Here is a 23,758-nt window from a genome sequence, read left to right on the forward strand (position 1 = left end):
TTCGCACACTTTGCCATATAGCAGAAAATTCCATCAAGAAAGTGCCGAAACCCACTTGCGGGGGCTTCAAGGGCTGTAATAGAATACCCCCGGAGAACGACCGTGAGACCTGCCTCGGGGGATGATCAGATGACCTCAAAAGACGGTTCTTTATGGGATAAATATAAGAAGATCATCCTCGACCGCTTTCCCGACTCCTTCTCTATGTGGCTTAAAAACGTGCATTTTGACCACGTGGACGGAAACGCCCTCGTCCTCTACACCAATAACGTATTCACAAAGGAGTGGGTGGAAAAACGCTTTCTTAACCTTATACGAGAGGTTGTTGCAGAGAGCGGGGACGGCATAACCGACGTCAGGCTAACGTTCAAGGACAGGCGAAAGGGGAGCGGCCGAAAGCCCGTCTACCTTGACGTGAACATCCTCGATGAGGACAGCTCTCCAGAGGACCTCAGCCCGAGGTTCACTTTCGAGACCTTCATCATAGGTCCAAGTAACAGGTTCGCCCACGCGGCTGCCCTTTCCGTATCGGAAAACCCCACCTGTTTCAACCCTCTCTTCATCTACGGGGGTGTGGGGCTCGGCAAAACACACCTGCTGCACGCTATCGGGCACTACACCAGAAAGCTCTACCCTAACTTAAAAGTTCAGTACGTGCCGACCGAAAAGTTCGTAAACGACTACATCGAGGCCGTTCGCGAGAACAGCTTTCCCTCCTTTCAGAAGACCTACCGTTCCTGTGACGTCCTTCTACTTGACGATATCCAGATCCTGGCCAAAAAAGAGCGCATCCAGGAGGAGTTCTTTCACACCTTCAACGACCTCTATAACAACAACAAACAAATCGTTCTGAGCAGCGACCGCACGCCCAATGAAATCCCCACCCTCGAGGACAGGTTGAAATCCCGTTTTGGCTGGGGGCTCATCACCGACATCCAGCCTCCGGATCTCGAAACGCGCATCGCCATTCTCCAGAAGAAAGCGGCCCTTGACAGGAGAGAGGTGCCTTACGAGGTCATCGAGTACATAGCCTCGCGTTTTGATTCCAATATCCGCGAGCTGGAGGGTGCACTCATAAGGGTGGTGGCGCATGCGAGCCTCACCAAGGAGCCCGTAAGCCTCTCCCAAGCCGTAGAGGTTCTTCGAGTCATCCTCCCCGAACAGGAGGCGAGGACGATCACCATAGACGAGATAATCAGGGAGACAGCGGATTGTTTCAATATATCCGTCGAACAGCTCACCAGCTCCAGCCGCTCACGCAACCTGGTCACCGCAAGGCAGGTGTGCATGTATCTCTGCCGTGAGCTTACGGATGCCTCCCTTCCCGTCATAAGCAACGCGCTGGGGGGCCGCCACCACTCCACCGCCATCCATTCCGTGGAGAAGATACGTGCTCTTATCAAGGAGAAGCGTGATATCTATCAAATGGTTCAGAAGATAACCAACCGTTTAAAACACGGTTATCCACAAAAAGTCCCGTAGATGCCGTTGAAGGGTTGTAGAAAAAAAATGACCATGAACACACTCTTTAGAAAAACGACAATTTTATCCGTTCCTTTGTTCATAAAAAGCACTCTTATAAACAGTTTATTTATCCAATATATCCGCCTTCTATCCCTTCTTTTACACGATTTCAACATTATCGACAGGTCATATGATGACTATGAAGAGATTTATTTTATATATCATCCATCATCTTCAGAAAGTCAATAAAAGTGATGCTGATAGACTTTAGTCAGGAGGTATAAAGATGAGATTCAACGCCCTTCGTGATGACCTGGTAAAGGCCGTCCAGACGCTGCAGTATTCCGTAAGCACAAGGGGTATGATGCCCATACTGTCGGGCCTCAAGATAACGTCCGTTCCTGGATCCCTTGTTCTCAACTCCAACGATCTGGAGTCATCAACCACGACGACCTGTGCGGCGCAGGTTGAGGAAGAAGGGACCTGTGTGGTGAATCACAAGCTGTTCATGGAGATATTGAGGGACATGAGGGACGAAAAACTGTCCTTCTACACTGTGGGAAACGAGGCGGTGCTGGAGGGAAGCAGTGCATTTTTTAAGTTGTTCACGCTCCCGGCGGACGAGTTCCCGGCGACTCCCGAGGTGGACTACGAGGTGGCAAGGGGAATAGAGGCTTCCGCACTCATGAAGTCGGTGCAGAGGGTGGCGAGAGCGGCTTCGAAGGACGAGAAGAGGCCGACCCTCACGGGTATCCTCGTGGAATTGGGTGCCGGGAGGATAAAGATGGTGAGCACGGACAGCTACAGGCTCGCGATTGACGCGATAAGCGACGGGTTCGAGATACTCGAGGAAGACGCATACATAATACCGAGCAACGCTCTCCTTAATTTTACAAGGATAATAGGTGGGGAAGAGAAGGTGAGCCTCTACAGGAACGATAACAAGGGGCAGGTAAGGTTGAGCGGCGGTGGAGTGGACTACACGATACGGTTAATAGAGGGGAAGTTCCCCAAATACGAGCAGTTTATACCGGAGGGGGTAGAAAAAAGGGTCATAGTCGGGAAGGAGGAAATGGTAGGGGCCGTAAAGAGGATATCGCTCGTGAACGCGGTGGTCAGGTTCAGTATCGAGGGCGAGGAGCTCACGGTGATGGGGGAGTCGAGGGAGGTAGGAGAGGGAAAGGAAACCCTGAAGGTCGATTATAACGGGGAACCGATGGTGATAGCCTTTAACAGCAAGTTCGTGGAGGACGGCCTGATCTCGGTGGAGGACGAGGAAGTGATGATAGGTGTGACGGAACCGCTGAAGCCGGGAGTGATAAAAGGGAAGGAAAAGGACGATTTCACATACATAATAATGCCCGTAAGGATATAGGAATTGATAAGAAGGATATATCTTGAAAACTTCAGGAACTATCCCGAAAAACAGGTAGAGTTAAAACCCGGGATAAATCTCATAATCGGGGAGAACGGCACCGGCAAGACGAACCTGCTGGAGGCCGTTTTTGTATTGTTGGAGGGAAGATCCCCGCGCACGGCGGATCTGAAGGAAGTGGTGAGGACGGGAGAGGAGAGTGCGCTGGTGAGAGGGTGGGTAGGGGAGGGTGGTGAGGAGAGGGGAGAGACACGGGTCGAAAGGGAAGGAGAGGTGAGGCGGAGAGAAGCGCGGGGTTTCGACGCGGTAGCGTACATGCCTGACGACATCTACCTGGTAAAAGGGGGGCCGGAGGAAAGGAGGAGGTATCTCGACGAGACGGTGGGGCTGGTAAAGAAGGGTTACCGGGAGCTGAGCAGGGAATACGCAAGGATACTGAAGCAGCGCAACGAGGCCATAAGGATGGTAAGAAGAGAGGTATGGGGAAGGGAGAGGATAAGACACTGGAACACCCTGTTGTTGGAAAGAGGAGAGGAGATAACCAGGGAAAGAATGGGGATGGCGGAGAGGGCGACGCGGGCGATGAAAATTTTCGCGTCCGGGTGGGGAGTAGGTGAGATAAGAACCAGGTACTACAGCAATATGCTCACGACGGGGGGAGAGCACGGCGGGGAGGAAAAAGGGGTCGGCGGAAACGAGGAGAAGCTGCGCATGCTCGAGGAAGCCGAGATCAGGAGGGGGATGACCCTCCTGGGGCCGCACAGGGACGAGCTGTTCTTTACGTACAACGGGGAGAGTGCCAGGAGCAGGTGCTCGCAGGGGGAGCAGAAGATTCTGTCGCTCCTCCTGAGATTGGCGCAGGCGGACATCATCGAGGAATACAGCGGAAGGAGACCGGTCCTGCTCCTCGACGACTGCTTCTCCGAGCTGGACGCGAGAAACCGAGAGGCGCTGCTGACGCTGCTCGAGGGCTGGGGACAGGTGATAGTCACGTCGACGGACGATGTGGCCGCGGACGCCGTGTCGGAGAGGATATACCTGTAGGACTATGCAGGGCTTCTGGGGCTGGGGGTCGGCTTGAAGGAGAAGAGGGACGAGGGAAGGGGAGGGGGACCTGTCCCCGGGCGGGGATAAAATGACAGGAGGGAGACGGGGTGGCCGAAGCCTGGGGCAGGGGCACGCGGGGAGGCCGGATGCACGGCCGGCAATGCTGGAATATGTAAAGGGGTTGTACGAGGTTGCGGGAGATAGGGGAACTCGTCAGGGAAATTCTGAGAGGGGCGGGCATGGGTGCCGCGGAGGAGCTCGCGGCGATCAAAGGAGCGTGGGCATCCCTATCCGCCTGTCCGTCCTACGCCGAACCCTACAGGCTGGAGGAGGGCAGGCTGTACGTGAGGGTGGAGTCCCACGTGTGGGCGCAGGAATTCGGTTACGCGAGCGAGACGGTAAGGGAGGAAATAACCAGGAAAACGGGGGTGGAGATCAGGGAGATCATAATAAAGGTAAACGTAAAGTAAAGATTAAGGTCATGTGAAGAGGGAACAACGCCACAACATCCGGCGTCTGCTGGTGATATAATAAAAAGCGGAAAAACATCCGCTGTTACGGGCTAAAAGGCGGGGAGAAAGGGCCGTTCGGGGCCGGATTTAGCGCGTGATAAAGCATGTGGAAACAGGCAAACGGAGGAGAAATGGAGGGAGCGACGGAAAGGACCGAGAGCTACGACGAGAAATCGATAGCCGTTCTCGAGGGGCTGGAGGCGGTAAAGAGGCGCCCCAGCATGTACATAGGATCCACGGGCCCGCGGGGTCTCCACCACCTGGTATACGAGGTGGTGGATAACAGCATCGACGAGTGCCTGGCGGGTTACTGCAAGAACATCTGGATAACCATCCACGGGGACAACAGCATAACCGTCGTGGATGACGGCCGCGGCATACCCGTGGGCATCATGGAGAAGCAGAAGAGGCCGGCGGCGGAGGTGGTGCTGACCACGCTGCACGCGGGCGGAAAGTTCGGGGGCAAGGTTTACAAGGTTTCGGGCGGACTGCACGGGGTGGGGGTCTCCGTGGTCAACGCCCTCTCCAAGTGGCTGGTGCTGGAGGTGGGAAGGGAGGGAAAGGTATACCAGCAGAGATACGAGAAGGGGACACCCGTTAGCGAGCTAAGGGTGGTGGGCGAGACCAACCGCACCGGCACCATCATCAGTTTCGCCCCCGACCCGGACATCTTCGAGACGGTGGAGTTCGATTTCGACACCATCGCCCAGAGGATGAGGGAGATGGCCTTCCTCAACCGGGGCCTCAGGATAGAGATCAAGGACGAAAGAAAGGAGCCGCCCGAGGAGGTGGTTTACAGGTACGAGGGCGGCGTCATCGACTTCATCAAGCACATCAACGCCAACAAGGACCCGCTACACGGCAGGATAATATACATGTGCGCCGAGCAGGAGGACGCCCAGGTCGAGATCGCCCTCCAGTACAATAAGGGGTACGTGGAGAACATCTACACCTTCGCCAACAACATCAACACCCACGAGGGCGGGTCCCACCTGGCCGGCTTCAAGGCCGCCCTGACCAGGGTCATCAACGATTACGGGCGCAAGAAGGGCTTCCTGAAGGAAAAGGACCAGAACCTCATCGGGGAGGACGTGAGGGAGGGGCTGGCAGCGATCGTCAGCGTTAAACTGCGCGAGCCGCAGTTCGAGGGGCAGACGAAGACGAAGTTGGGCAACACGGACATCAAGGGGTTCGTGGAGTCCACGGTGAACACGAAGCTCGCGGAGTGGTTCGAGGAACACCCCAGCGAGGCCCGGGCCATCCTCACGAAGGTCATAGGGGCGTCCAAGGCGCGCATAGCCGCCAGGAACGCCAGGGAGCTGACGCGCCGCAAGGGCCTGCTGGAGAGCACGTCGCTGCCGGGAAAGCTCGCCGACTGCTCCATGAGGGACCCCTCTCTCTGCGAGATATACCTGGTGGAGGGGGACTCGGCAGGCGGGTCGGCGAAGCAGGCCCGGGACAGGCGCTTCCAGGCCATACTGCCGTTGAAGGGAAAGATATTGAACGTGGAGAAGGCGCGCCTGCACAAGATCCTGAACAACAGCGAGATACAGGCCATCATCTCGGCGGCGGGCACGGGCATCGGGGAGGAGTTCGATATCTCCAGGGCGCGCTACCACAAGGCCATAATCATGACCGACGCCGACGTCGACGGCGCCCACATCCGCACCCTCATCCTCACCTTTTTCTTCCGCTACATGCAGGAGATGATAGAGGCGGGGTACGTGTACATCGCCCAGCCGCCCCTCTACCGCGTGCATTGCGACAAGACCGACTACTACGCCTACAGCGACGCGGAGATGGAAGAGCTCCTGTCGCGCTTCGACGGCAGGAAGTACGAGATCCAGAGGTACAAGGGCCTGGGCGAGATGAACGCGGAGCAGCTCTGGGAGACGACCATGAACCCCGAGAAGCGCGTACTGATGCAGGTAACCCTGGAGGACGCGATAATCGCCGACGAGATTTTCAACACCCTCATGGGTGACGACGTGGAGGCGCGACGGCGGTTCATCCAGAAACATGCCAGGAACGTCCGCTTCCTGGACATATGACGCGAAGCCACCGCGCATCGAGCGATTGAGCACACTGCGACGATCCTGATCCTTGGGAGGAAGAGAGAATGGTGCAAGCGCTCGCCGGAAAGATAAAGCCCGTGGAGATCGAGGAGGAGATGAGGCGCTCCTACATGGATTACGCCATGAGCGTGATCGTGGGCAGGGCGCTCCCGGACGTGAGAGACGGCCTCAAGCCAGTGCACAGGCGCATACTCTACGGCATGTTCGAGCAGAACCTCACGCCCAACCGGCCTTACCGCAAGTCGGCGAGGGTGGTGGGCGACGTGATGGGAAAGTACCATCCCCACGGCGACGCGGCCATCTACGACACCCTGGTGCGCATGGCGCAGGACTTCTCGTGCCGCTACGAGCTGGTGGACGGGCACGGCAACTTCGGATCGGTGGACGGCGACAGCCCGGCGGCGATGCGCTACACCGAGGCCAGGCTGTCGCCCATCAGCATGGAGATGCTGCGCGACATAGACAAGGAGACGGTGGACTTCACCCCCAACTACGACGGTTCGCTGCAGGAGCCCGTGGTCCTGCCCTCGCGCTTCCCGAACCTCCTGGCCAACGGCTCGTCAGGGATAGCGGTGGGGATGTCCACCAACATCCCTCCCCATAACCTGGGCGAGGTGATAGACGCGACCATAGCGCTCATAGAGAACCCGGAGGCGGAGACGAAGGACCTCATGAAGCACATCAAGGGGCCGGACTTTCCCACCGGCGGCATGGTCATGGGCCTGGAGGGCATAAGGGAGGCCTACGAGAGCGGTCGCGGCGTGATAAGGGTGAGGGGCAGGGCGCACGTGGAGCAGACCAAGTCGGGGCGCAGCAATATCGTGGTGACCGAGATACCCTACCAGGTGAACAAGGCGAGGCTCACGGAGAGGATAGCGGAGCTGGTGCGCAGCAAGAAGATCGGTGGCATCGCCGACCTGAGGGACGAGAGCGACCGCTCGGGCATGAGGCTGGTGATAGAGCTGCGCAGGGAAAGCCAGCCGCAGGTGGTGTTGAACCAGCTGTACAAGCACACGCAACTCCAGGAGTCCTTCGGCATCATCATGCTCGCCCTGGTGGGGGGCGTTCCGCGCGTGCTCAACCTCAAGGAGATGCTGGCCGGGTACGTGGAGCACCAGCTGGAGGTGGTGACAAGGAGGACGCGCTTCGAGCTGGACAGGGCGGAGAAGCGGGCGCACATCCTCGAGGGCCTCCTGGTCGCGCTGGCCAACCTGGAAGAGGTGATAGAACTCATCAAGAGATCACGCACCGTTCCGGATGCCCGCGACGGCCTAATGAAGCGGTTCAAGCTGAGCGAGGAACAGGCGCAGGCCATACTGGACATGCGGCTGCAGAGGCTCACCGGCCTCGAGAGGGAGAAGGTGAAGGAAGAGCACAAGGAGTTGAAGAAGGAGATCGCCCGGCTGAAGGAGATCCTCGCCGACGAGAGCAAGCTCCGGGGCATCATCGTGGAGGAGCTGCGGGAGATAAAGAAGAAGTACGGGGACCCGCGCCGCACCGAGATAGTGCCCGACTACGAGGACCTGGAGATCGAGGACCTCATCGCCGACGAGGAGGTGGTGGTGACCATAACCCATTCCGGCTACGCCAAGAGGCTGCCCATCACCACCTACCGCACGCAGCGCAGAGGGGGCAAGGGCGTGGCGGGCATGAACCTCAAGGAGGGCGACTTCGTCGAGCACCTCTTCGTGGCCTCCACTCACCACTATATCCACTTCTTCTCCAACCGCGGGAGGTCGTACCGCCTGAAGGTGTACGAGCTTCCGGAGGGCTCGCGCACCTCGCGGGGCCAGGCGCTTGTGAACCTCCTCCCCCTTGGGCCGGGAGAGAAGATATGTTCCGTGATCGCCACGCGCGACTACCCAGAGGACAGCTTCCTGGTCATGGCGACGGCGAGGGGCATGATCAAGAAAACGCCCTTCCGCCTGTACGACTCGCCGCGCAGGGACGGGCTCATCGCCATCGACCTGCAGGAAGGGGACGAGGTGATAGACACGCGCCTCACGGACGGCAAGAGCGACCTCATCCTGGTCACCCGGGAGGGACAGGCGTTGCGCTTTCCGGAGACCGATTGCCGCCCCATGGGAAGGGACACCCGGGGCGTGAGAGGGATAAGGCTTTCTCCGGAGGACGAGCTCATCGCCATGGGGATCGCAGCGGAGGACGCCGACCTCTTCATCATCACCGAGCTGGGCTATGGCAAGAGGACGGCCATATCGAGGTATCCCCGCAGGCGGCGCGGCGGCAAGGGGGTGAGGACCATGGCGGCTGGCGCCGCGAAGGGCCGCATCGCGGGGGCGAGGGTGGTCAGGGAAAACCAGGAGCTCATGGCCATATCCGTGGACGGCGTGGTCATCAGGGTGCCCATTGACGATATCTCTCGCATGGGGCGCGTCACCCAGGGAGTGAAGATAATGAGCCTCAAGGGCGAGGACCGCGTCGCCTCCATCGCCCACCTCGCGTCGCGGGAGGGGATCGCGCAGTCGCCCCGGGACGACGAAGAACCCCGGGAAGGTGAAGAGCCTGAAAGGGTTTGAGTTCATCGAACATACCGCGGACGTGGGCATCAGGGCTCGCGGCCTTTCCCGTGCGGAGGTCTTCGAGCAGTGCGCGCTGGGGATGGTGTCTCTCATGTACGACCCGGAGGCGGTGGAGGGGTCGCGGAGGGTGAGGATAGAGGCACGGGCCGACGACGAGAAGGCGCTGCTCGTCGCGTGGCTCTCCGAGATAATATACCTGGTGGAGACGGAGGGCTGGGCCTTCCGCGATTTCGAGGTGGAGGATATCTCCCGGCAGGAGGTGAGGGGCTGGGGGCTGGGCGAACCGTTGGATGCCGCCAGGCACAAGGTCTCCGGCGAGGTCAAGGCCCCCACCTACCACATGCTGGAGCTGGCGGAGCGGGAGGGCCGCTGGGAGGCCCAGGTCATATTCGATGTGTGACCCGAGGGTATGCTGAGGGAAGGCACGGCCGCTCGCGGCGCGGCAGGCGCCGGGAAAGGAAGGCCTGCCTGCGGGACATGCCTGCGAGGTGATAGCGGATGAGCCTGCTGGGCTTCGCGGAGGAAGTGGAAAAATATACCTGGCGGATCTCGACCGACGCGCAGGAGGGCATGCGCGTCCCGGGCATCGTTTTCGGCGACCGCGAACTCATGGAGAAAGCGGACGCGGACAACGCCCTTCAGCAGGTGGTCAACGTCGCCTGCCTGCCGGGGATAGTGCGGGCGTCCCTGGCCATGCCCGATATCCACTGGGGATACGGCTTTCCCATCGGCGGGGTGGCGGCCACCATGGCGGAGGGCGGCGTGATCTCGCCGGGAGGCGTGGGCTACGACATATCGTGCGGCGTGAGGCTTATAAAGACGTCCCTTGCGCACGAGGAGGCGAAGGGAAAAATGGCGCAGCTGCTGGACCTTCTCAACGCCAGCGTACCCAAGGGCCTGGGCACCAGGGGCAGGCTGCGCATGGAGAGGAGGGAGATGGAGGCGCTCATGGCCCGCGGGGCCAGGGAGCTCGTCGCGAGGGGCATAGGCTGGGAGGAGGACCTGGAGGCCATGGAGGAAGGGGGCTGCTACGAGGGGGCGGACCCGGCAAAGGTGAGCGAGAGGGCCTTCGCGCGCGGCAGGGACCAGGTGGGAACGCTCGGATCGGGCAACCACTTCCTGGAGCTGCAGGTGGTCGAGCAGGTGGTGCCTCCGGCGGAGAAGCTGGGCCTCTTCGAGGGGCAGCTGGTCATCATGGTGCATTCCGGGTCGCGGGGGCTGGGACACCAGGTATGCACCGATTACATCGAGGTGATGAACGCCCGCCTGCCAGAATATGGTTATGACTTACCGGACCGCCAGCTGGTATGCGCACCCGTGCAGTCGCGGGAAGGGGCGGACTACCTTGCGGCCATGGCCTGCGCCGCCAACTTCGCCATGTGCAACAGGGAGGCCATAACCCACTGGATAAGGGAATGCTTCGAGAAGGTCTTCAGGGCGGGGGCGAGAAAGCTGGGCATGGAGGTGCTGTACGACGTGTCGCACAACCTGGCGAAGCGGGAGGAACACCTGGTCGAGGGGAAGACCGTACCCCTCATGGTGCATCGCAAGGGGGCAACGCGGGCCTTCCCCGGGAGCAGGCCGGAGGTGGCGGAGAGGTTCGCGGAAACCGGCCAGCCGGTAATCATCCCCGGGGACATGGGCAGCCACTCCTTCGTGCTGGTGGGAACGGAGGAGGCGCTGCGCAAGAGCTTCGGTTCGACCTGCCACGGAGCCGGAAGGACGATGAGCAGGAAGGCGGCGAAGAAGAGCATAAGGGGGGAGGATCTCAGGAAACGCCTTGAGAGCATGGGGATCATGGTCAGGTGCTCTCACCCGGCGGGGCTCGCCGAAGAGGCCCCGGAGGCCTACAAGGATGTACAGGCCGTAGTGCAGATATGCGAGGGGGCCGGCCTCTCCCGGCGGGTGGCCCGCATGCGACCCGTGGCCGTGATGAAAGGCTGACGGCATGGAGGAGGTCAACGGCTCGCGGCACCTTCCTCGCGGCGGCGCCCCGGCTGCCGGGTGGGGATGGCGGAAGAGGCGGCAGGCGGCGAGGGGCGAGGAAGAAGGCCGCGGTACGGCGGAGAAGGCATGCGGGTCCGGGCGCGGACGCTGGAACGAGCGAGGGCAGGGACGCGAGCGCGAGCGTCGGCGACGAACGGCGGGCCTCGGGCTGACGGCGGCCTGCGCCGCCTGGTTGGTCCTGGGGCTCACGGGGTGCGGCGGAACGGGAGAGGCGGCCGACCCCGCGCGGCTGATGCGGGAAGGGGAGAGGGCCACGCTGGAGGGCAGCTACCGGGTGAAGGGGAGCGAGGGAGGGGAGGTGCTCGGGGTGGGGGCCTACGACAACGGCTCCTTCCGCGTCATAATCGAGGGAACGCCGACCATGGTCATTTACGACGCCGGGAGCGGGAAGGGCTGGCTGGTCAACTTCCACACGAAGACCTACAAGGAGATATCCTACGACGAGGCGGCAAGGCGCGCCGGGTTCATGCCGCACGTGGTGACGAAGCCCTATTTCGAAGTGGACAGGTACTGGGGCGAGGACGGTTTTAGCATGGACGCTCCAGACGGCAGGTCCATTCGCATCCGCCTGGACGGCCCGGGCAATCTGCCCAGCGCCTTCGAGGTCCGCTCGCGGGATGGCATCGTGAGGAGGATTGACTGGGAATATCGCGGGGTGGGGTCGGTGTCGCCGGAAAACTTCCGGCTTCCCGAGGGCCTGCAGGCGCAGACCTGATAAATACAACATGTAGTAGGTAGAGGCGGAGTTTTTCACAAAATATTGTGGAAAATGTGCATAAGGGGCATGCGCGAACGAGCCCCCGGGGATTTCTTGAACGGGGTGGCGACAACTGAAGGGTAATGCGCCGGGGGCGAGGGAGAAGGCGGGACGGTTGTCCGCGCACGGGAGATCCGCGCGAGCTCGGCTGCGCGAGAGCGAAACGAGAAACAGATCGGCCGAAAAGCGGATGGGCTCGCGAGAAGGGCGTGGCGTCGCCTCGGCGGGCACCCTTCGTGTCGAGAAGATTCGAGGGCCGGGGAGCGCTTGCTGCGGAACGACCGTGCGGCAGGAGGCGGGACGGCCCCCCGCGGAGGAGGCCGCGGAAGGGCCCGACACGCGGAAAAGGCGGGCACGAGGCCGGCGGGGCGGGTTTCTTGTGCCGCGGTTGAGGCGAGGTTATAATTTACCCTTGCAGGGGCCTATAGCTCAGTAGGTTAGAGCGCACGCCTGATAAGCGTGAGGTCACTGGTTCGAATCCAGTTAGGCCCACCAGAAAAGACCGGGAGCGGGGCGAGCTCCCGGTTTCCTCTTGACTCCCCGTGCCCCCGACGTGATCGTGGAGCGCGGTTAACGGCGGAATGGTTCGCGGCGAAATGTAAATACCGGGCGGCGCGGTTGAATGACACGGGCGGGGTCGGCGCGTTCCCGTGCGCCGGGCCGTGTGGGGCCGGTCCTGGTCCCGGCGTGCGGGGCCTCAGCGGGGCAACTCCTCCTCCAGGTCCAGCTCCATCTCCCCGCTGAGGGGCCGCGGCACGTAGAGGGGCCGCTTGAAGAGGTTCTTCACGTCCGTCCACGGGGACTCGCTGTCGAGGGAGCGCTCCACGATCTCCCGGAAGCTGTTCACCTTGGCGTCCAGGTTGTCCACGTGGTGCAGCACGATGGCCTCTAGGGTCTTCGGGCGCTTGGGCGACCCCCACTCCAGCTCTCCGTGATGGCTGAGCACCGCGTGGCGCAGGCGCAGGGCGAGGTCGGGAGGGAAGGAGGGCACGTCGGCTATCCTTTCCCGCAACATCTGGTCCGAGAGCATCAGGTGACCCAGGAACCTCCCGGCGTCCGTGTAGTCGATGGTCCGCTCGTAGGCGAGCTCCTGCACCTTGCCGATGTCGTGGAGCATGGCCGCCGCCACCAGGAGATCGCGGTCTATGTCCGGGTAGAGGTCGGCGAGCAGCCGGCAGATGCGCACCGTGCTCGCCGTGTGCTCCAGGAGCCCCCCGATATACGGGTGATGGTAATTCTTGGCAGCGGGAGCCGCGGTGAAGAGGCGCATGAACTCGGGGTCGTTCAAGAAGGCGAGGAGCAGGCTTTTCAGGTGCAGGTTCCGCACCTCCTCGGCGGCCTGCCGCAGCTCGCCTTCCAGCGCGGCGCGGTCCGTCTGAACCACCCGGAGGAAGTCCGAGACGTCCACCTCCTCGTCGGAGCAGCGCCGCAGCGAATTCACCACCACCTGCAGCTGCTCGCGGTACTTCTCCACCCTCCCGCTCACCGCGATGTAATCCTGCTCGCCGAAAGCGTCCTTGTAGCGCAGCGCGTTCTCCCAGACCCTCGCGTCTATCTTCCCGCTCTTGTCCGCCAGCTCGAGGGCCAGGTAGGGGGCTCCCGCCTTCGTCTTGCGCAACTCCTTGCGCGCCACCACGAAGACGCTCTTTACCTCCTCTCCCGGCTCCAGCTCGCTCACCAGCTGCTTGGGCATCTCGTCCTCCCTTTCGCGTGCCGTCACCGTCGCCGGTATGACTTCTCGTTTGCGGGTTCCCGCCGCCCGGGATGCAAGGCCTCCCTGTTCGCTATCCTGCCTTTATCTTCTTTCCCAGGCGGCTTTTTCCTCCGCTGCCCCGGGACGACGCTGACAGGAGCAGGTTCCCCCGCCTCTTGCCGCATGCAGGCCCGGCCTTCGCGGGAATCGCTTCTCACCCTTCGCACTCATGATAATGCGTGGTGACGACAGGATGATGCGGGGCGACGACAGGCGGCCCGCGTCATCCGTTCTCGCGGGAGCGCCGCCTGGCCGCCGGGCTCCTCGCCCACGCGCACCTCCTGTCGCCGCCCCCTGGTTCAGCGCGCATCGGTGCCCCGCGCCTGCGCCGGGCTACACCTATCGCGCGCCTTCCGGAACCCGCCCTTTCCGTGGAGTAGGCCGGCTTCCTCGACGGCGCGGGCCAAACCGCGCTTCAGGAAGGAGAGCTCCGCTGGATCCAGCCGGCCCCCGCCGTAGCGCGCCCTTTCAAAGAGGCGGAATTCCTCCTCGAGGCTTATCCCGGGGAGCGCGGAAGCGACGCGCTCCCGGTACTCCCACAGCGTCTGCTGGGGCACGCGCGCGATCCCCAGGGGCTCCAGGGAGCGCAGGAACGCCTCCATGGCCGCGATGGGGTCGCCGGCAAGGGCAAGTGCGTGCGCGCTGCGGCGGCGCGCTCGCGCGCGAACCGCGAAGGCGGCGGCGACGAGCAGGAGGAAGAAGGTAGCCGGGAGCCAGGGCGCCTCGCGCGAAGAATAGGCGAGGCCGGAAAACAGGCCCTTCACCCCGGAGGCGAGGGCGGAGAAGGCGGATTTGAAGAAAGCCCGCAGGGAGGGAGGGAAAAGGGAGGCGATGCCGCGGCCGAGCCACGAGAAGAGGTCCCTGAATATCCAGAATATTCCATATGACTGCCGGTAGTCGGGCAGCGCGAAACCGGGCGTCGGCTCCCTGGCCACCCAGCCCACGCCCGGCAGATAGATCTCGGCCCACGCGTGCGCGTCGTCCAGGCTCACCTCGTAGAGGCCGGTGAAGGGATTGTATTCACCCGTGGAGTAGCCTGTCACCACGCGGGAGGGGACCCCCGCCAGGCGGCAGAGGACGGCGTAGGCGGTGGCGAAGTGCTCGCAGTACCCGCGCCGGGTCTCGAAGAGGAAAAAGTCCACCGCGTCCTTCCCCGGGGGCAGGGGGGGCACGTCCAGGGAATATTCGTAGTTGCGCGCCAGGTAGTCCTCGATGGCCCGGGCCTTTACCAGCACGTTGCCTTCGCGGGGCGCGATCTCCTCGGCAAGCCGCCGCACGCGTTCCGGCAGCTCGGGCAGCTCGAGGTAGGGGGCCATCTCCCCCTCGCGCACCCTTCCCGCCATGGGCAGGAGTTCATCGTCGCTGTACTCGATGCAGTACGAGACCGCGCTGTAAACCAGCCCCTGGGACAGGGTGAAGGGGCTTTTCAGGCCGGACTCGTCCCGGTAGATGTAGTCGGAGGGGTAATAGAGCAGGGCTGGACGGTAAGCCGCGAAGATGACGTTGGGCTGCTCGCTCTCGAGGTAGTAGGTCTGCACCAGGTTTTTCGTCGCCAGGTGCGATTGCCCCTCCGTCATGGTGATGGTGAAGGGCTGCTCCGGCGTGTACAGCCTTTCCGGCTCCCCCTGGGGCAGCTCCCACGCAAAGCCGTTGTACCGGCGGAAGACCAGCCCGCTCCAGTAGGCGGGGTCGCTGGCCCGCACCTTCATGACCGGCAGGTCCGACATCACCCCTCGCGAGCGGAGATCCAGGAAGGGACCGAAGCCGAAGTAGGCCTCGGGGTTGACCTCGAGGGGATCGCGGGGCGGGCGGGAGGGCAGGTCGGGATAGCCCGGGTTGGAAAGGCTGTAACCCTGCGGCGAGAAGACGGAGCGCCGCAGCGAGAAGGGCAGCGAGCGCAGGTAGGTCACGGAAAAGCGCGGCAGGAAGGCGCCGAAGGCGAGGCTCGCCACCGTTACCGCCACCAGGAGGGCGGAAAGCGTCGCAGAGACCCTGCGGTAGGTGCCCCGGGCGACGGCCGCCCTCCCCGTGCCGGCGGAGAGGGAGATGAGGCGCGACCTCTGGGCATGGTACAGGGCGGGGACGGCGCAGAGCAACCAGATCAGGACTATCCAGGCGAAGGCGGTGGTGACGGAATAGGAGCCGGCCAGCGCCAGGAGGATGAAGGAGCTCACCAGGGAATAGAGGAGGTCGCGGCGGCGCGGAAGGTCGAAGCTGTGCAGCACCTGCACCCAGAGGAACAACTCCGCCAGGGGGATGCGGAGGTCATAGGGCTGCAGGTAGGACTGGCGCAGGAAGGAGGCGCAGGCGGCCAGCACCAGCAGGGCGATCAGCGCCTTGATGGGGATGTTGTGATTGTAACGGCGCCACCAGCTGACCAGGAACCCCAGGGCTATGAGGGCGAGGCAGGGCACGACGAGCGAGGGATTTATCACCCCCTGCCAGGCGAGAGCAAGGACGGAGACCGACACGGAAGCCCATACTGCGATGCGGAACCCCCGCGAATCGTCCACGTCGCGCGGGGCTACGAGGTCCTTCAGGCGGGAAAGGAGCTTTCCAGGCATTGCGCTATGTCATCTCCCTCGCGATAGAGCGCGAACCCCCGCCTGCCCTGCCCGTGGCCGTCCGGGATACCCTGCGGTAGGGCCCCGCCCGTCCCATCCCTCCCGCGCATGGGACTCCCCTCGCCTTCGGCGGCGGGGGCCACGATGACCGGGAGGGTGCGGCACGGGAGCGAGGGGTCGTCGGTGGCGGGCTCCCACCCCGCGCCCCCCGCGAACACCAGCCGGAAGAGCGTGCAACCTCCCGTGAGAAGAAAGCGCAGGCCCTGTACCTGCTCCCGCGGAGGCAGGGCGCAGGTCGGCTGCAGGGACGCCAGCCAGCGCAGGGCGCCGGGCAGCCCCTGGGGCTCGTGGAGCAGGAGCTCCCGTCCCTCGTAAGCCGCAAGGGTGACCGGGTGTCCGCGCAGCTGCGCGTAGCAGGCGATGCTGGCGGCAAGGCGCGCCTGTATGTCCAGGGGGGGATCCTCCCGCATCTTCTTGCCCGTGATCTGGCGGTTGTCGATGAGGACGAGGACGGGCATGCTCGTTTCCTCTTCGAACTCCCTGACCACCAGCTCGCCCCGGCGCGCGGTGGACTTCCAGTGCACGTGGCGCAGGGGGTCGCCCGCCTGGAATTCCCTCACGCCGTAGAAATCCATGCCGCTGCCCCTGGAGGAAAGGCTGGCCGTGGACCACGCCGCACGCGGCAGCGAGTCGAGCAGCGGGAGGCGTTGCAGTTCCACGTGGGAAGGGAGCACGGTCAGGCGGGAGGCGACCGCGAGTCTTGCCTGGTGTTTCGCCAGCCCCAGGATCCCCTCGGAGTATATGTACACGGGCCAGTCACGATACTCGCCCCTGCGCAGCCCCCCGCGGCGGTAGGAGAGGGACGCCGCCTGCCCGGCCTCCACCCGGGGCAGGAAGAGCGCGACCCTGCCGCACGAGGGACCGGCTTGCTCCGCGCGCTCATGTGGCGGGCTTTCGGAGGGCCAGCGGAAACCGCGGCGCAGGCGCCCGGGACGGAAACCCCTGGACGCGGCCACAAGAGACGGGTCTTCGTCCACGAGCAGCAGGAGGTTGCGGGAGAAGCGGCCGCGGTTGCGGACGCGCAGGGTTATCTCGACCGTTTCCCCCTCCACCGCCTCTTCTTTCACCAGGCGCTCGACCTCCAGCCTTCTGACCTCCGCCAGGGAATCCACCCATGAGACCGCGACGGCGGCGATACAGAGGCCGGCAAGCCAGAACAACCAGCCGGACTGCGAGTTGATGCCGATGAGGATCATGGAAAAGGCGAGGGCGAGAGCCGCGACGGTACGCAAAGCCAGCAAGGCAACCCCCTAGAGCACCGGGACGGGGATGCTCTCCATGACCTTCATGACCAGGGAGCGCGCATCGTCGAGCCTGCGGGAGCGCGAGGAGGGGATGACGCGGTGTGAGAGCACGGGAACGGCCATGGCCTTGATGTCGTCGGGGGTCACGAAGTCGCGGCCGGAGAGGAACGCCCTGGCCTGGGAGGTGCGGACGAGGAAGATGGACCCGCGCGGGCTCGCGCCGAGGAAGAGGCCCTCTTCCTCGCGGGTCGCCCGCACCAGGCTCACCGCGTACGAGAGGACGTCGGGATGGACCTTCACCGCCCTGGCGGCACGCTGCAGCTCGGGGATGTCCGCGGCGACGAGCACGGGTTCCAGCGAGCTCACGGGGTGGTCCCTGAGCTGGGCCGCCACCACCTCCTGCTCCGTCTCCCGCGAGGGGTAGCCGAGGGTGATGCTCATGCAGAAGCGGTCGAGCTGTCCCTCCGGCAGGGGATAGGTGCCGTGGTATTCAACCGGGTTCTGGGTGGCGATGACGAAGAAGGGCCTCGGGAGGGGATATGTGGCCCCGTCCGCGGTCACCTGCCCCTCGTCCATGGCCTCCAGCAGGCTGGACTGGGTGCGGGGGGTGGCGCGGTTTATCTCGTCCGCCAGCACCACGTTGGCGAAGATGGGTCCGGGCTTGAACTCGAAATCCGACGACCTCTGGTCGAAGACCGTGGTCCCCGTCACGTCGGAGGGAAGCAGGTCGGGCGTGAACTGGATGCGGCGGTAGGTGCCGTTGATGGAGAGGGCGAGGGAACGCGCCAGCATGGTCTTGCCCACGCCGGGCACGTCTTCGACCAGGAGGTGGCCCCCGCTCAGGAGGGCGATCACCGCCAGCGCGACCTGCTCGTCCTTTCCCCGTATCACCCGGCAGATGTTATCCACCAGGGCCCGCGCCGGCCCTTCCCTTCCCTCGACGTGTTGCGGTTCCAGCAAGCGTCACCCTTCCCTTCTCTTGTCCGGAAACCTCTTACCAGGAGTCTTTTTCCTGAACACACTTTCTATATCGAGATTACAGGGGGGGATGTTAATACACAACGACGGATGTCACGCGCGCCGTCGCGGTCTCGTGTTCCTGTACGGAGAAGGGTCTGCAGGGTGGAAGGACCCGGCGGCGGGAGGGGGATAACGCCGGGCGCGGAGGACAGGCGGGCGTTCGTCGCCGTGGGAGGGGGCCGGCGGGTTAGAATAGGGGGGAAGACGGTGGAGGGGAAGGCGGCTGGGGGCAGCGGCCGCCTGCCTCCGGGCATCGTGCTGCGGGCATGCGGAGGGATGCGTAAGGCGAAGAAGCGTCGTGGGCGAGAGGTCCCGGGTGAACGGGCGAGAGATCCGGGGGGAACGGCGGAAGCGGCGGTACAGTAGGAGGGGGAACACGATGAGGGAGCGGAGCGAGGCGCTCTTTTTCCGGCCGGACGAGGTGCTGCCGCCGCGGGTCGGGGCCGAGCGCGGCGCTTGCGAGGCGGTGGTGGAGGTGGCGGGCAGGGACAGCGTAGCGGCGGCGCTGGTGCTGGCCCGCGCGGAGGGTTTGAGCCGGCTGCTGCCCGCCATAGCCTATACGGGGACGGAATTCGACGACCTCGGCTCCCTGTTCGCCAACGTGGAGCGCATGCGGCGCCTTCTCGCCGCGGAGGGGATCAGGGTGGAAGAACCCGTCGTCGTCGGCTCGCCCCGCTGGTGGAACGCCGTCATCGGGAGGGTCAACTCCATCCTCTCCCGCCGCTACGGCCCCTGGCATATATGCATCGGGTGCCACATGTACCTGCACGCGCTGCGCGTCCCCCTCTGCTGGAGCGCGGGAGTGGACCGGCTGGTGGCGGGGGAGAGGCTGGAGCACGGGGGCCGGATCAAGGTAAACCAGACGCGCGCCGCCGTGACGGCCTACCGCGAGGTGCTGGAGGAATTCGGGGTGCGGCTGGAGCTGCCCCTGCTGGAGCTCGACGACGAGGAGGGCATGAAAGCCCTGGTGGGCGAGTGGGAGGAGGGGCGCGATCAGCCTTCCTGCGCCCTTGCGGGCAATTACCTCGACAGGAGGGGAGGGGCGCAGGTGGACGATGAGGGCGTGCGCGCCTACCTCGCGGAATACCTGGTTCCGGTGACCAAGCGCATACTCGCGGAGTTGAGGAAGGGCGCGCCGGTGGACTACCGAGCGGCCGTCGTCGCGGTTCTGGAAAACATTGGAGAATAGCGCATGAGGGTACTCTTCATCGTCCTGGACGGCATGGCCGACGTCTCCCACCGGGAGCTCTCGTGGCGGACCCCCCTGCAGGCAGCCTCCACCCCTGCCCTCGACCTCCTTGCGGGGGAAGGGTGCTGCGCCCTCATGTACCCCGTGGCACCGGGGATATGCCCCTCAAGCGAGGTGGCGCACTGGAGCATGTTCGGCTACCGCCCGGAGGAATTCCCCGGGAGGACCTACCTTCACGCGCTGGCGGCGGGAATCCCCTGCGAGGAAGGGGACGCACTCTTCATGCTCAACCTGGTCCCGGTGGAGAGGAGGGGGAACGGGCTCTTCGTGCGGGACGGAAGCGGCCTGCCGGTCGCGGACATCTGCGCGGCGTGGGCGGAGAGGTTGCGCGCCATGGCCGCTCCCGCCATCGGGCTGCACTACGTGGGAGGAATAGAGTTCATCGCGGTTGTGAGCGGCGGCTCCCCCCGCCTCATGTCCACGGACCCCTTCCTCCACCACCATCCCATCGCGACCCTGCAGGCCGCGGAAGACGGCGACGAAGACGATTCCGCGGCCTTCACCCTGCGGGCACTGGGCGGCTTCATGGCGGCGGCGGAAGAGGCCCTCGCCCGCGAGGAGGCGGGCCGGGGCGATATGGGACTGATCATGAAGTGGCCCTCGCGCGCGGCGGCGGTGGAGGGGTTCAGGGAGAGGCACGGCATGGATGCGGCCGCCGTGGTCTCCACCCCCTGCTTCGAGGGCATGGGAAGGCTGCTGGGGATGCGGGTGGCGAAGACGGGGGAGGAGGGCGCGGAGGAGGACCTCGCCGCAAAGCTCGCGGCGGCGGAAGGCCTGCTGGCAGGGGGAAGCGAGTTCGTGTTCGTGCACAGCAAGCACGCCGACGAGGCCGCCCACACGGGCGACCCCGAGGCTAAGGTAGACGCGATCGAGGGTTTCGACCGCGCCCTGGCGTCGTTCCCGCGCCTCTTCGACGATCCCGAGCTGCTGGCCGTCGTCACCTCCGATCATTCCACGCCAACCACGCGTGACCCCCGCGTCATACACGGCGGCGACCCCGTGCCGGTTCTCTTCCACGGCGTCACGGTGAGGCGCGACGGCATCAGCGCTTTCGACGAGGTGAGCGCAGCCGCGGGAGGGATGGGGCAGATCTCGGGGCGGGACCTCATGCCCCTCATTCTCTACCTCTCGCGCCGCGCCCCCTTCTTCACCGGATGGACATGAGCCGGTGATGGGGGCCGGTCCGTGTCCGGTTGGGTATAGAGCAGTCCTTCTTCCGGCCCGGGGCCTCAGGCATGGATGGGGCCAAGCCCCCGTTTCAGGCCCCCGTTTGTATCCGGAGGTTATAATGATATGCGCATCGCCGGATGATGCGGGGAGGAGGCTTAAAGGTGGCGACGGTTGAGTTCACCCTGCATGCGAGCGGGGTAGCCATACGGGGGGAAGTGATCGCGCCGGACGGGAAGGGCCAGGCGCCCCTGGTCATCCTTTGCCACGGCATACCAAGCGGGGCGCCCACGGAGGGCGACCCCGGCTACGAGGCCCTCGCGGAGAGGTTCAACCGGGAAGGGGTCGCGGCCTGCATCTTCAACTTCCGGGGAACGGGGGAATCGGGGGGCGATTTTTCCCTGCCGGGCTGGATGCGGGACCTGGAAGCGGTGCTGGACGCGGCGCGGGGGGCGGAAGATGCCTTCCGGGCGTGCGATCCCCGCAGCATCGCCATGATGGGGTTCAGCGGGGGAGGGGCGGTGAGCATCGTCTGTGCGGCCCGCACGGGCGGGTTGCGCGCCCTGGCGGCCATTTCCGCGCCCGCTGATTTCTCTCATCTCATCACCCGCGAGGGGATCGGGGGTTTCATAGCGCACGCGCGCGAGATCGGGATCATACGCGACCCGCGTTATCCCGCTTCGGAGGAGGAGTATTACCGGGAGATGCACGAATGCCGTCCCGTGGAGGTTGTGGCGAGGATATCCCCCACGCCGCTGCTCATCGTGCACGGGGACGACGACGACACGGTGCCCGTCACGGAGGCGCGGCTCCTCTACGAGGCGGCGCGGGAACCCAAGGAGCTTTTCATCGTCCCGGGCGGGGGGCACAGGCTCAGGCTCGACGAAGTGGCCATGGACAAGGCCGTTAGCTGGATGCTTCAGAGGCTGCGGTAGGGGGTTGAGACAGGGCATAACGGCGTCGCGCACACAAGAGGAAAAGCCGGATCGGCGACAAGCTTTGTCGCGTTTTCCCGTGGATCACGTCGCCACGCCTGTGTCCGGGAAAGCCGGCGCTGCGCGGGTAGCGGGCAGGGAGGCCCTCACATGCTCTCGGGGGCGGAGACGCCCAGCAACGCCAGGCCGTTGCGCAGCACCTGCAGGGTGCAGCGGACCAGGAAAAGGCGGGCGGCGGTGAGGCCGGCGTCGTCGCTGATGACGCGGTGGCGGTTGTAGAAGAGGTGGAAGGCGGCGGCGAGCTCTTCCAGGTAACGGGTCAGGCGGTGTGGCGCGCGGTCCAGGGCGGCGTCGCGCACCAGCTCCTCGAACTCGAAGAGCTTCAGTGCCAGGTCCATCTCCTCCTCGGCGCCGAGCAGGCGCAGGGTTTCCGGGTCCGGGATCTCCTCGCTCAGCTCGAGTCCCCGCCCCAGGCCGTAGCGCAGGATGCTGCAGATGCGCGCGTGCGCGTACTGCACGTAGTAGACGGGGTTTTCCATGCTCTCCTCCACCGCGAGCTGGATGTCGAAGTCGAGCGCCGTGTCCTGGCTGCGGGTGAGGAAGAGGTAGCGGGCGGCGTCCCTTCCCACCTCGGCCACCAGCTCGTCGAAGGTGACCATCTCTCCCGTGCGCTTGGACATGCGCACCGGTTCGCCGCCGCGCTTGAGGTTCACCAGCTGGCCCAGAATGACCTCCAGGACACCGGGACGGCCCTTGGCCTCCATGGCGGCCTGCATGCGGCGCACGTAGCCGTGGTGGTCCGCCCCCCAGATGTTGATGAGGTGCCCGTATCCCCGCGCGAGCTTGTCCAGGTGGTAGGCGATGTCGGCGGCGAAGTAGGTGGGAGCGCCGTTTCTGCGCACCAGCACCCGGTCCTTGTCGTCTCCGAAGCGGGAGGTGGCCATCCACACGGCGCCGTCCTTCTCGTAGGCCAGTCCCTCTTCCAGTAATTTCCTTATCTCCCTTTGCACGCTCCCGCTGCGGTGCAGCTCGCGTTCGCTGAACCAGGTGTCGAAGTGCACGCCGAAGGCGTCCAGGGATTCCCGGATGTGGGCGAGGGCGAGGCGGTAGGCCCTCTCCCCCAGCTCACGCCTCCGTTCCTCCGGGGGCGCGTCCGCCAGGCGGCCCCCGTCCTCCTCGATGAGGGCGCGGGCGATATCCTTGATGTAGGAGCCGTGGTAGCCCTCCTCGGGGAACCCCACCTCGCGGCCGACCAGCTCGAGGTAGCGGGCCTCCACCGAGGCGGCGAAGACCTCCATCTGTGTGCCGTGATCGTTGAGGTAGAACTCGCGGTCCACGTCGAAGCCCACCGCTTCCAGCAGGTTGCAGAGAACGTCTCCCAGCGCCGCCCAGCGCCCGTGCCCCACGTGCAGGGGCCCCACGGGATTGGCGGAGACGAACTCCACCAGCACCCGCTTTCCCCCGCCCAGCTCCCAGCGACCGTAGCCCTCCCCCTCGCCGGCCACGCGCACCAGCTCCGCGAGCACGCGGTCGCGGTCCAGGGAGAAGTTGATGAAACCGGGGCCTGCGACCTCCACCGCGCTCAACACGCGTGCGCCTGCCGAGCCCCCCTCCCCCGTCCCGCCGGCACGCGACATCGCCTCCAGGCGTCGCGACAGGGCCTCGGCCACGTCGCGCGGGCTGTGGCCCGCCCTGCTGGCCAGCACCAGGGCGACGTTGGTGGCCCAGTCCCCGTGCGCCTTGTGCCGGGGCCTCTCGAGGACGAAATCCACCCCCTCCGCGGGCGGGATCTCCCCGGCGCTTGCGGCCTCGGCGAGCGCCCGCTCGATGAGTTCACGCAATTCCTTGACGATCAACGGCCCTCCTCAATGCCTCGCCTTTACCCTGCGCCCTTCACCCACGGCGCCCTCCATCCGTAACCGTTTCCCACAAGGGCTTCCCCGGGAAAGAAAGCCTCTCCTTCCCGGGTGCGTCCCGGGATGTCCGGGG

17 protein-coding genes and 1 tRNA gene are annotated in these 23,758 nt (G+C 64.3%); 13 read left to right on the top strand and 5 right to left on the bottom strand.

Going from position 1 to position 23,758, the window contains the following annotated elements; translation table 11 throughout:
• Positions 1-129 precede the first annotated feature (129 nt).
• From dnaA to H5T73_03565, 10 genes are all read left to right on the top strand, one after another.
• Positions 130-1,482 (top strand): chromosomal replication initiator protein DnaA, encoded by a 1,353-nt coding sequence (gene dnaA, locus H5T73_03520; protein MBC7246834.1) that lies wholly within the window; start codon positions 130-132, stop codon positions 1,480-1,482.
• A 268-nt stretch (positions 1,483-1,750) separates the two neighbouring features.
• Positions 1,751-2,839: a DNA polymerase III subunit beta gene (dnaN, locus tag H5T73_03525; protein ID MBC7246835.1), complete on the top strand. Its 1,089-nt coding sequence runs from the start codon at positions 1,751-1,753 to the stop codon at positions 2,837-2,839.
• A gap of 3 nt (positions 2,840-2,842) precedes the next feature.
• Positions 2,843-3,883 carry a DNA replication/repair protein RecF gene (locus tag H5T73_03530; GenBank protein ID MBC7246836.1) on the top strand — a complete coding sequence of 347 codons (1,041 nt, stop codon included), beginning with the start codon at positions 2,843-2,845 and terminating at the stop codon, positions 3,881-3,883.
• Between the two features lie 194 nt (positions 3,884-4,077).
• Positions 4,078-4,356: a DUF721 domain-containing protein gene (locus H5T73_03535; protein ID MBC7246837.1), complete on the top strand. Its 279-nt coding sequence runs from the start codon at positions 4,078-4,080 to the stop codon at positions 4,354-4,356.
• A gap of 173 nt (positions 4,357-4,529) precedes the next feature.
• The gene (gene gyrB, locus H5T73_03540) at positions 4,530-6,449 is read left to right on the top strand and encodes a DNA topoisomerase (ATP-hydrolyzing) subunit B (protein MBC7246838.1); all 1,920 of its coding nucleotides are present in this window, start codon (positions 4,530-4,532) and stop codon (positions 6,447-6,449) included.
• A gap of 68 nt (positions 6,450-6,517) precedes the next feature.
• Entirely contained in the window at positions 6,518-9,010 is a 2,493-nt protein-coding gene (gene gyrA / locus H5T73_03545) for a DNA gyrase subunit A (protein ID MBC7246839.1), read from the top strand.
• Positions 8,988-9,413 (top strand): archease, encoded by a 426-nt coding sequence (locus tag H5T73_03550; GenBank protein MBC7246840.1) that lies wholly within the window; start codon positions 8,988-8,990, stop codon positions 9,411-9,413. Before gyrA ends, H5T73_03550 begins: the two co-directional genes overlap by 23 nt.
• A 98-nt stretch (positions 9,414-9,511) precedes the next feature.
• The gene (locus H5T73_03555) at positions 9,512-10,957 is read left to right on the top strand and encodes an RtcB family protein (protein MBC7246841.1); all 1,446 of its coding nucleotides are present in this window, start codon (positions 9,512-9,514) and stop codon (positions 10,955-10,957) included.
• Between the two features lie 4 nt (positions 10,958-10,961).
• On the top strand, positions 10,962-11,735 hold the full coding sequence (locus H5T73_03560; protein MBC7246842.1) for a hypothetical protein: 774 nt from the start codon (positions 10,962-10,964) through the stop codon (positions 11,733-11,735).
• Between the two features lie 460 nt (positions 11,736-12,195).
• Positions 12,196-12,272 (top strand) — tRNA-Ile (locus tag H5T73_03565).
• A 202-nt stretch (positions 12,273-12,474) separates the two neighbouring features.
• Here the strand turns inward: H5T73_03565 and H5T73_03570 are convergent.
• The 4 genes from H5T73_03570 to H5T73_03585 form a co-directional block, all read right to left on the bottom strand.
• Positions 12,475-13,497: an HD domain-containing protein gene (locus tag H5T73_03570; protein MBC7246843.1), complete on the bottom strand. Its 1,023-nt coding sequence runs from the start codon at positions 13,495-13,497 to the stop codon at positions 12,475-12,477.
• A 332-nt stretch (positions 13,498-13,829) separates the two neighbouring features.
• Positions 13,830-16,094, bottom strand: coding sequence for a transglutaminase domain-containing protein (locus H5T73_03575; protein MBC7246844.1), 2,265 nt, complete (start codon positions 16,092-16,094; stop codon positions 13,830-13,832).
• Positions 16,067-17,395, bottom strand: a complete 1,329-nt coding sequence (locus tag H5T73_03580) for a DUF58 domain-containing protein (protein ID MBC7246845.1) — start codon at positions 17,393-17,395, stop codon at positions 16,067-16,069. The genes H5T73_03575 and H5T73_03580 overlap by 28 nt, the downstream gene beginning before the upstream one ends.
• A gap of 9 nt (positions 17,396-17,404) precedes the next feature.
• The gene (locus H5T73_03585; protein MBC7246846.1) at positions 17,405-18,355 is read right to left on the bottom strand and encodes a MoxR family ATPase; all 951 of its coding nucleotides are present in this window, start codon (positions 18,353-18,355) and stop codon (positions 17,405-17,407) included.
• A gap of 442 nt (positions 18,356-18,797) precedes the next feature.
• On the opposite strand from H5T73_03585, the gene H5T73_03590 reads away from it, so the two are divergent.
• From H5T73_03590 to H5T73_03600, 3 genes are all read left to right on the top strand, one after another.
• Positions 18,798-19,607, top strand: a complete 810-nt coding sequence (locus tag H5T73_03590; GenBank protein ID MBC7246847.1) for a hypothetical protein — start codon at positions 18,798-18,800, stop codon at positions 19,605-19,607.
• Positions 19,608-19,610: 3 nt separating this feature from the next.
• Positions 19,611-20,831 carry a hypothetical protein gene (locus tag H5T73_03595; GenBank protein ID MBC7246848.1) on the top strand — a complete coding sequence of 407 codons (1,221 nt, stop codon included), beginning with the start codon at positions 19,611-19,613 and terminating at the stop codon, positions 20,829-20,831.
• A 167-nt stretch (positions 20,832-20,998) separates the two neighbouring features.
• Entirely contained in the window at positions 20,999-21,769 is a 771-nt protein-coding gene (locus H5T73_03600) for an alpha/beta fold hydrolase (GenBank protein ID MBC7246849.1), read from the top strand.
• Between the two features lie 146 nt (positions 21,770-21,915).
• Here the strand turns inward: H5T73_03600 and H5T73_03605 are convergent, their stop codons facing one another.
• A complete protein-coding gene (locus H5T73_03605; protein ID MBC7246850.1) occupies positions 21,916-23,625 on the bottom strand; it encodes an arginine--tRNA ligase in 1,710 nt (569 codons plus the stop codon).
• Positions 23,626-23,758 lie beyond the last annotated feature (133 nt).

This window comes from Actinomycetota bacterium (genome assembly GCA_014360655.1).
In the GTDB taxonomy this organism is placed as follows: Bacteria; Actinomycetota; Geothermincolia; order Geothermincolales; family RBG-13-55-18; genus JACIXC01.

Bases quoted from the DNA above. Each gene is read 5' to 3' on its own strand.
- dnaA (MBC7246834.1), top strand. From the start codon at position 130: ATGACCTCAAAAGACGGTTCTTTATGGGATAAATATAAGAAGATCATC.
- gyrA (MBC7246839.1), top strand. From the start codon at position 6,518: ATGGTGCAAGCGCTCGCCGGAAAGATAAAGCCCGTGGAGATCGAGGAG.
- H5T73_03575 (MBC7246844.1), bottom strand. From the start codon at position 16,094: ATGCCTGGAAAGCTCCTTTCCCGCCTGAAGGACCTCGTAGCCCCGCGC.
- H5T73_03555 (MBC7246841.1), top strand. From the start codon at position 9,512: ATGAGCCTGCTGGGCTTCGCGGAGGAAGTGGAAAAATATACCTGGCGG.
- H5T73_03590 (MBC7246847.1), top strand. From the start codon at position 18,798: ATGAGGGAGCGGAGCGAGGCGCTCTTTTTCCGGCCGGACGAGGTGCTG.
- dnaN (MBC7246835.1), top strand. From the start codon at position 1,751: ATGAGATTCAACGCCCTTCGTGATGACCTGGTAAAGGCCGTCCAGACG.
- H5T73_03595 (MBC7246848.1), top strand. From the start codon at position 19,611: ATGAGGGTACTCTTCATCGTCCTGGACGGCATGGCCGACGTCTCCCAC.
- gyrB (MBC7246838.1), top strand. From the start codon at position 4,530: ATGGAGGGAGCGACGGAAAGGACCGAGAGCTACGACGAGAAATCGATA.
- H5T73_03560 (MBC7246842.1), top strand. From the start codon at position 10,962: ATGGAGGAGGTCAACGGCTCGCGGCACCTTCCTCGCGGCGGCGCCCCG.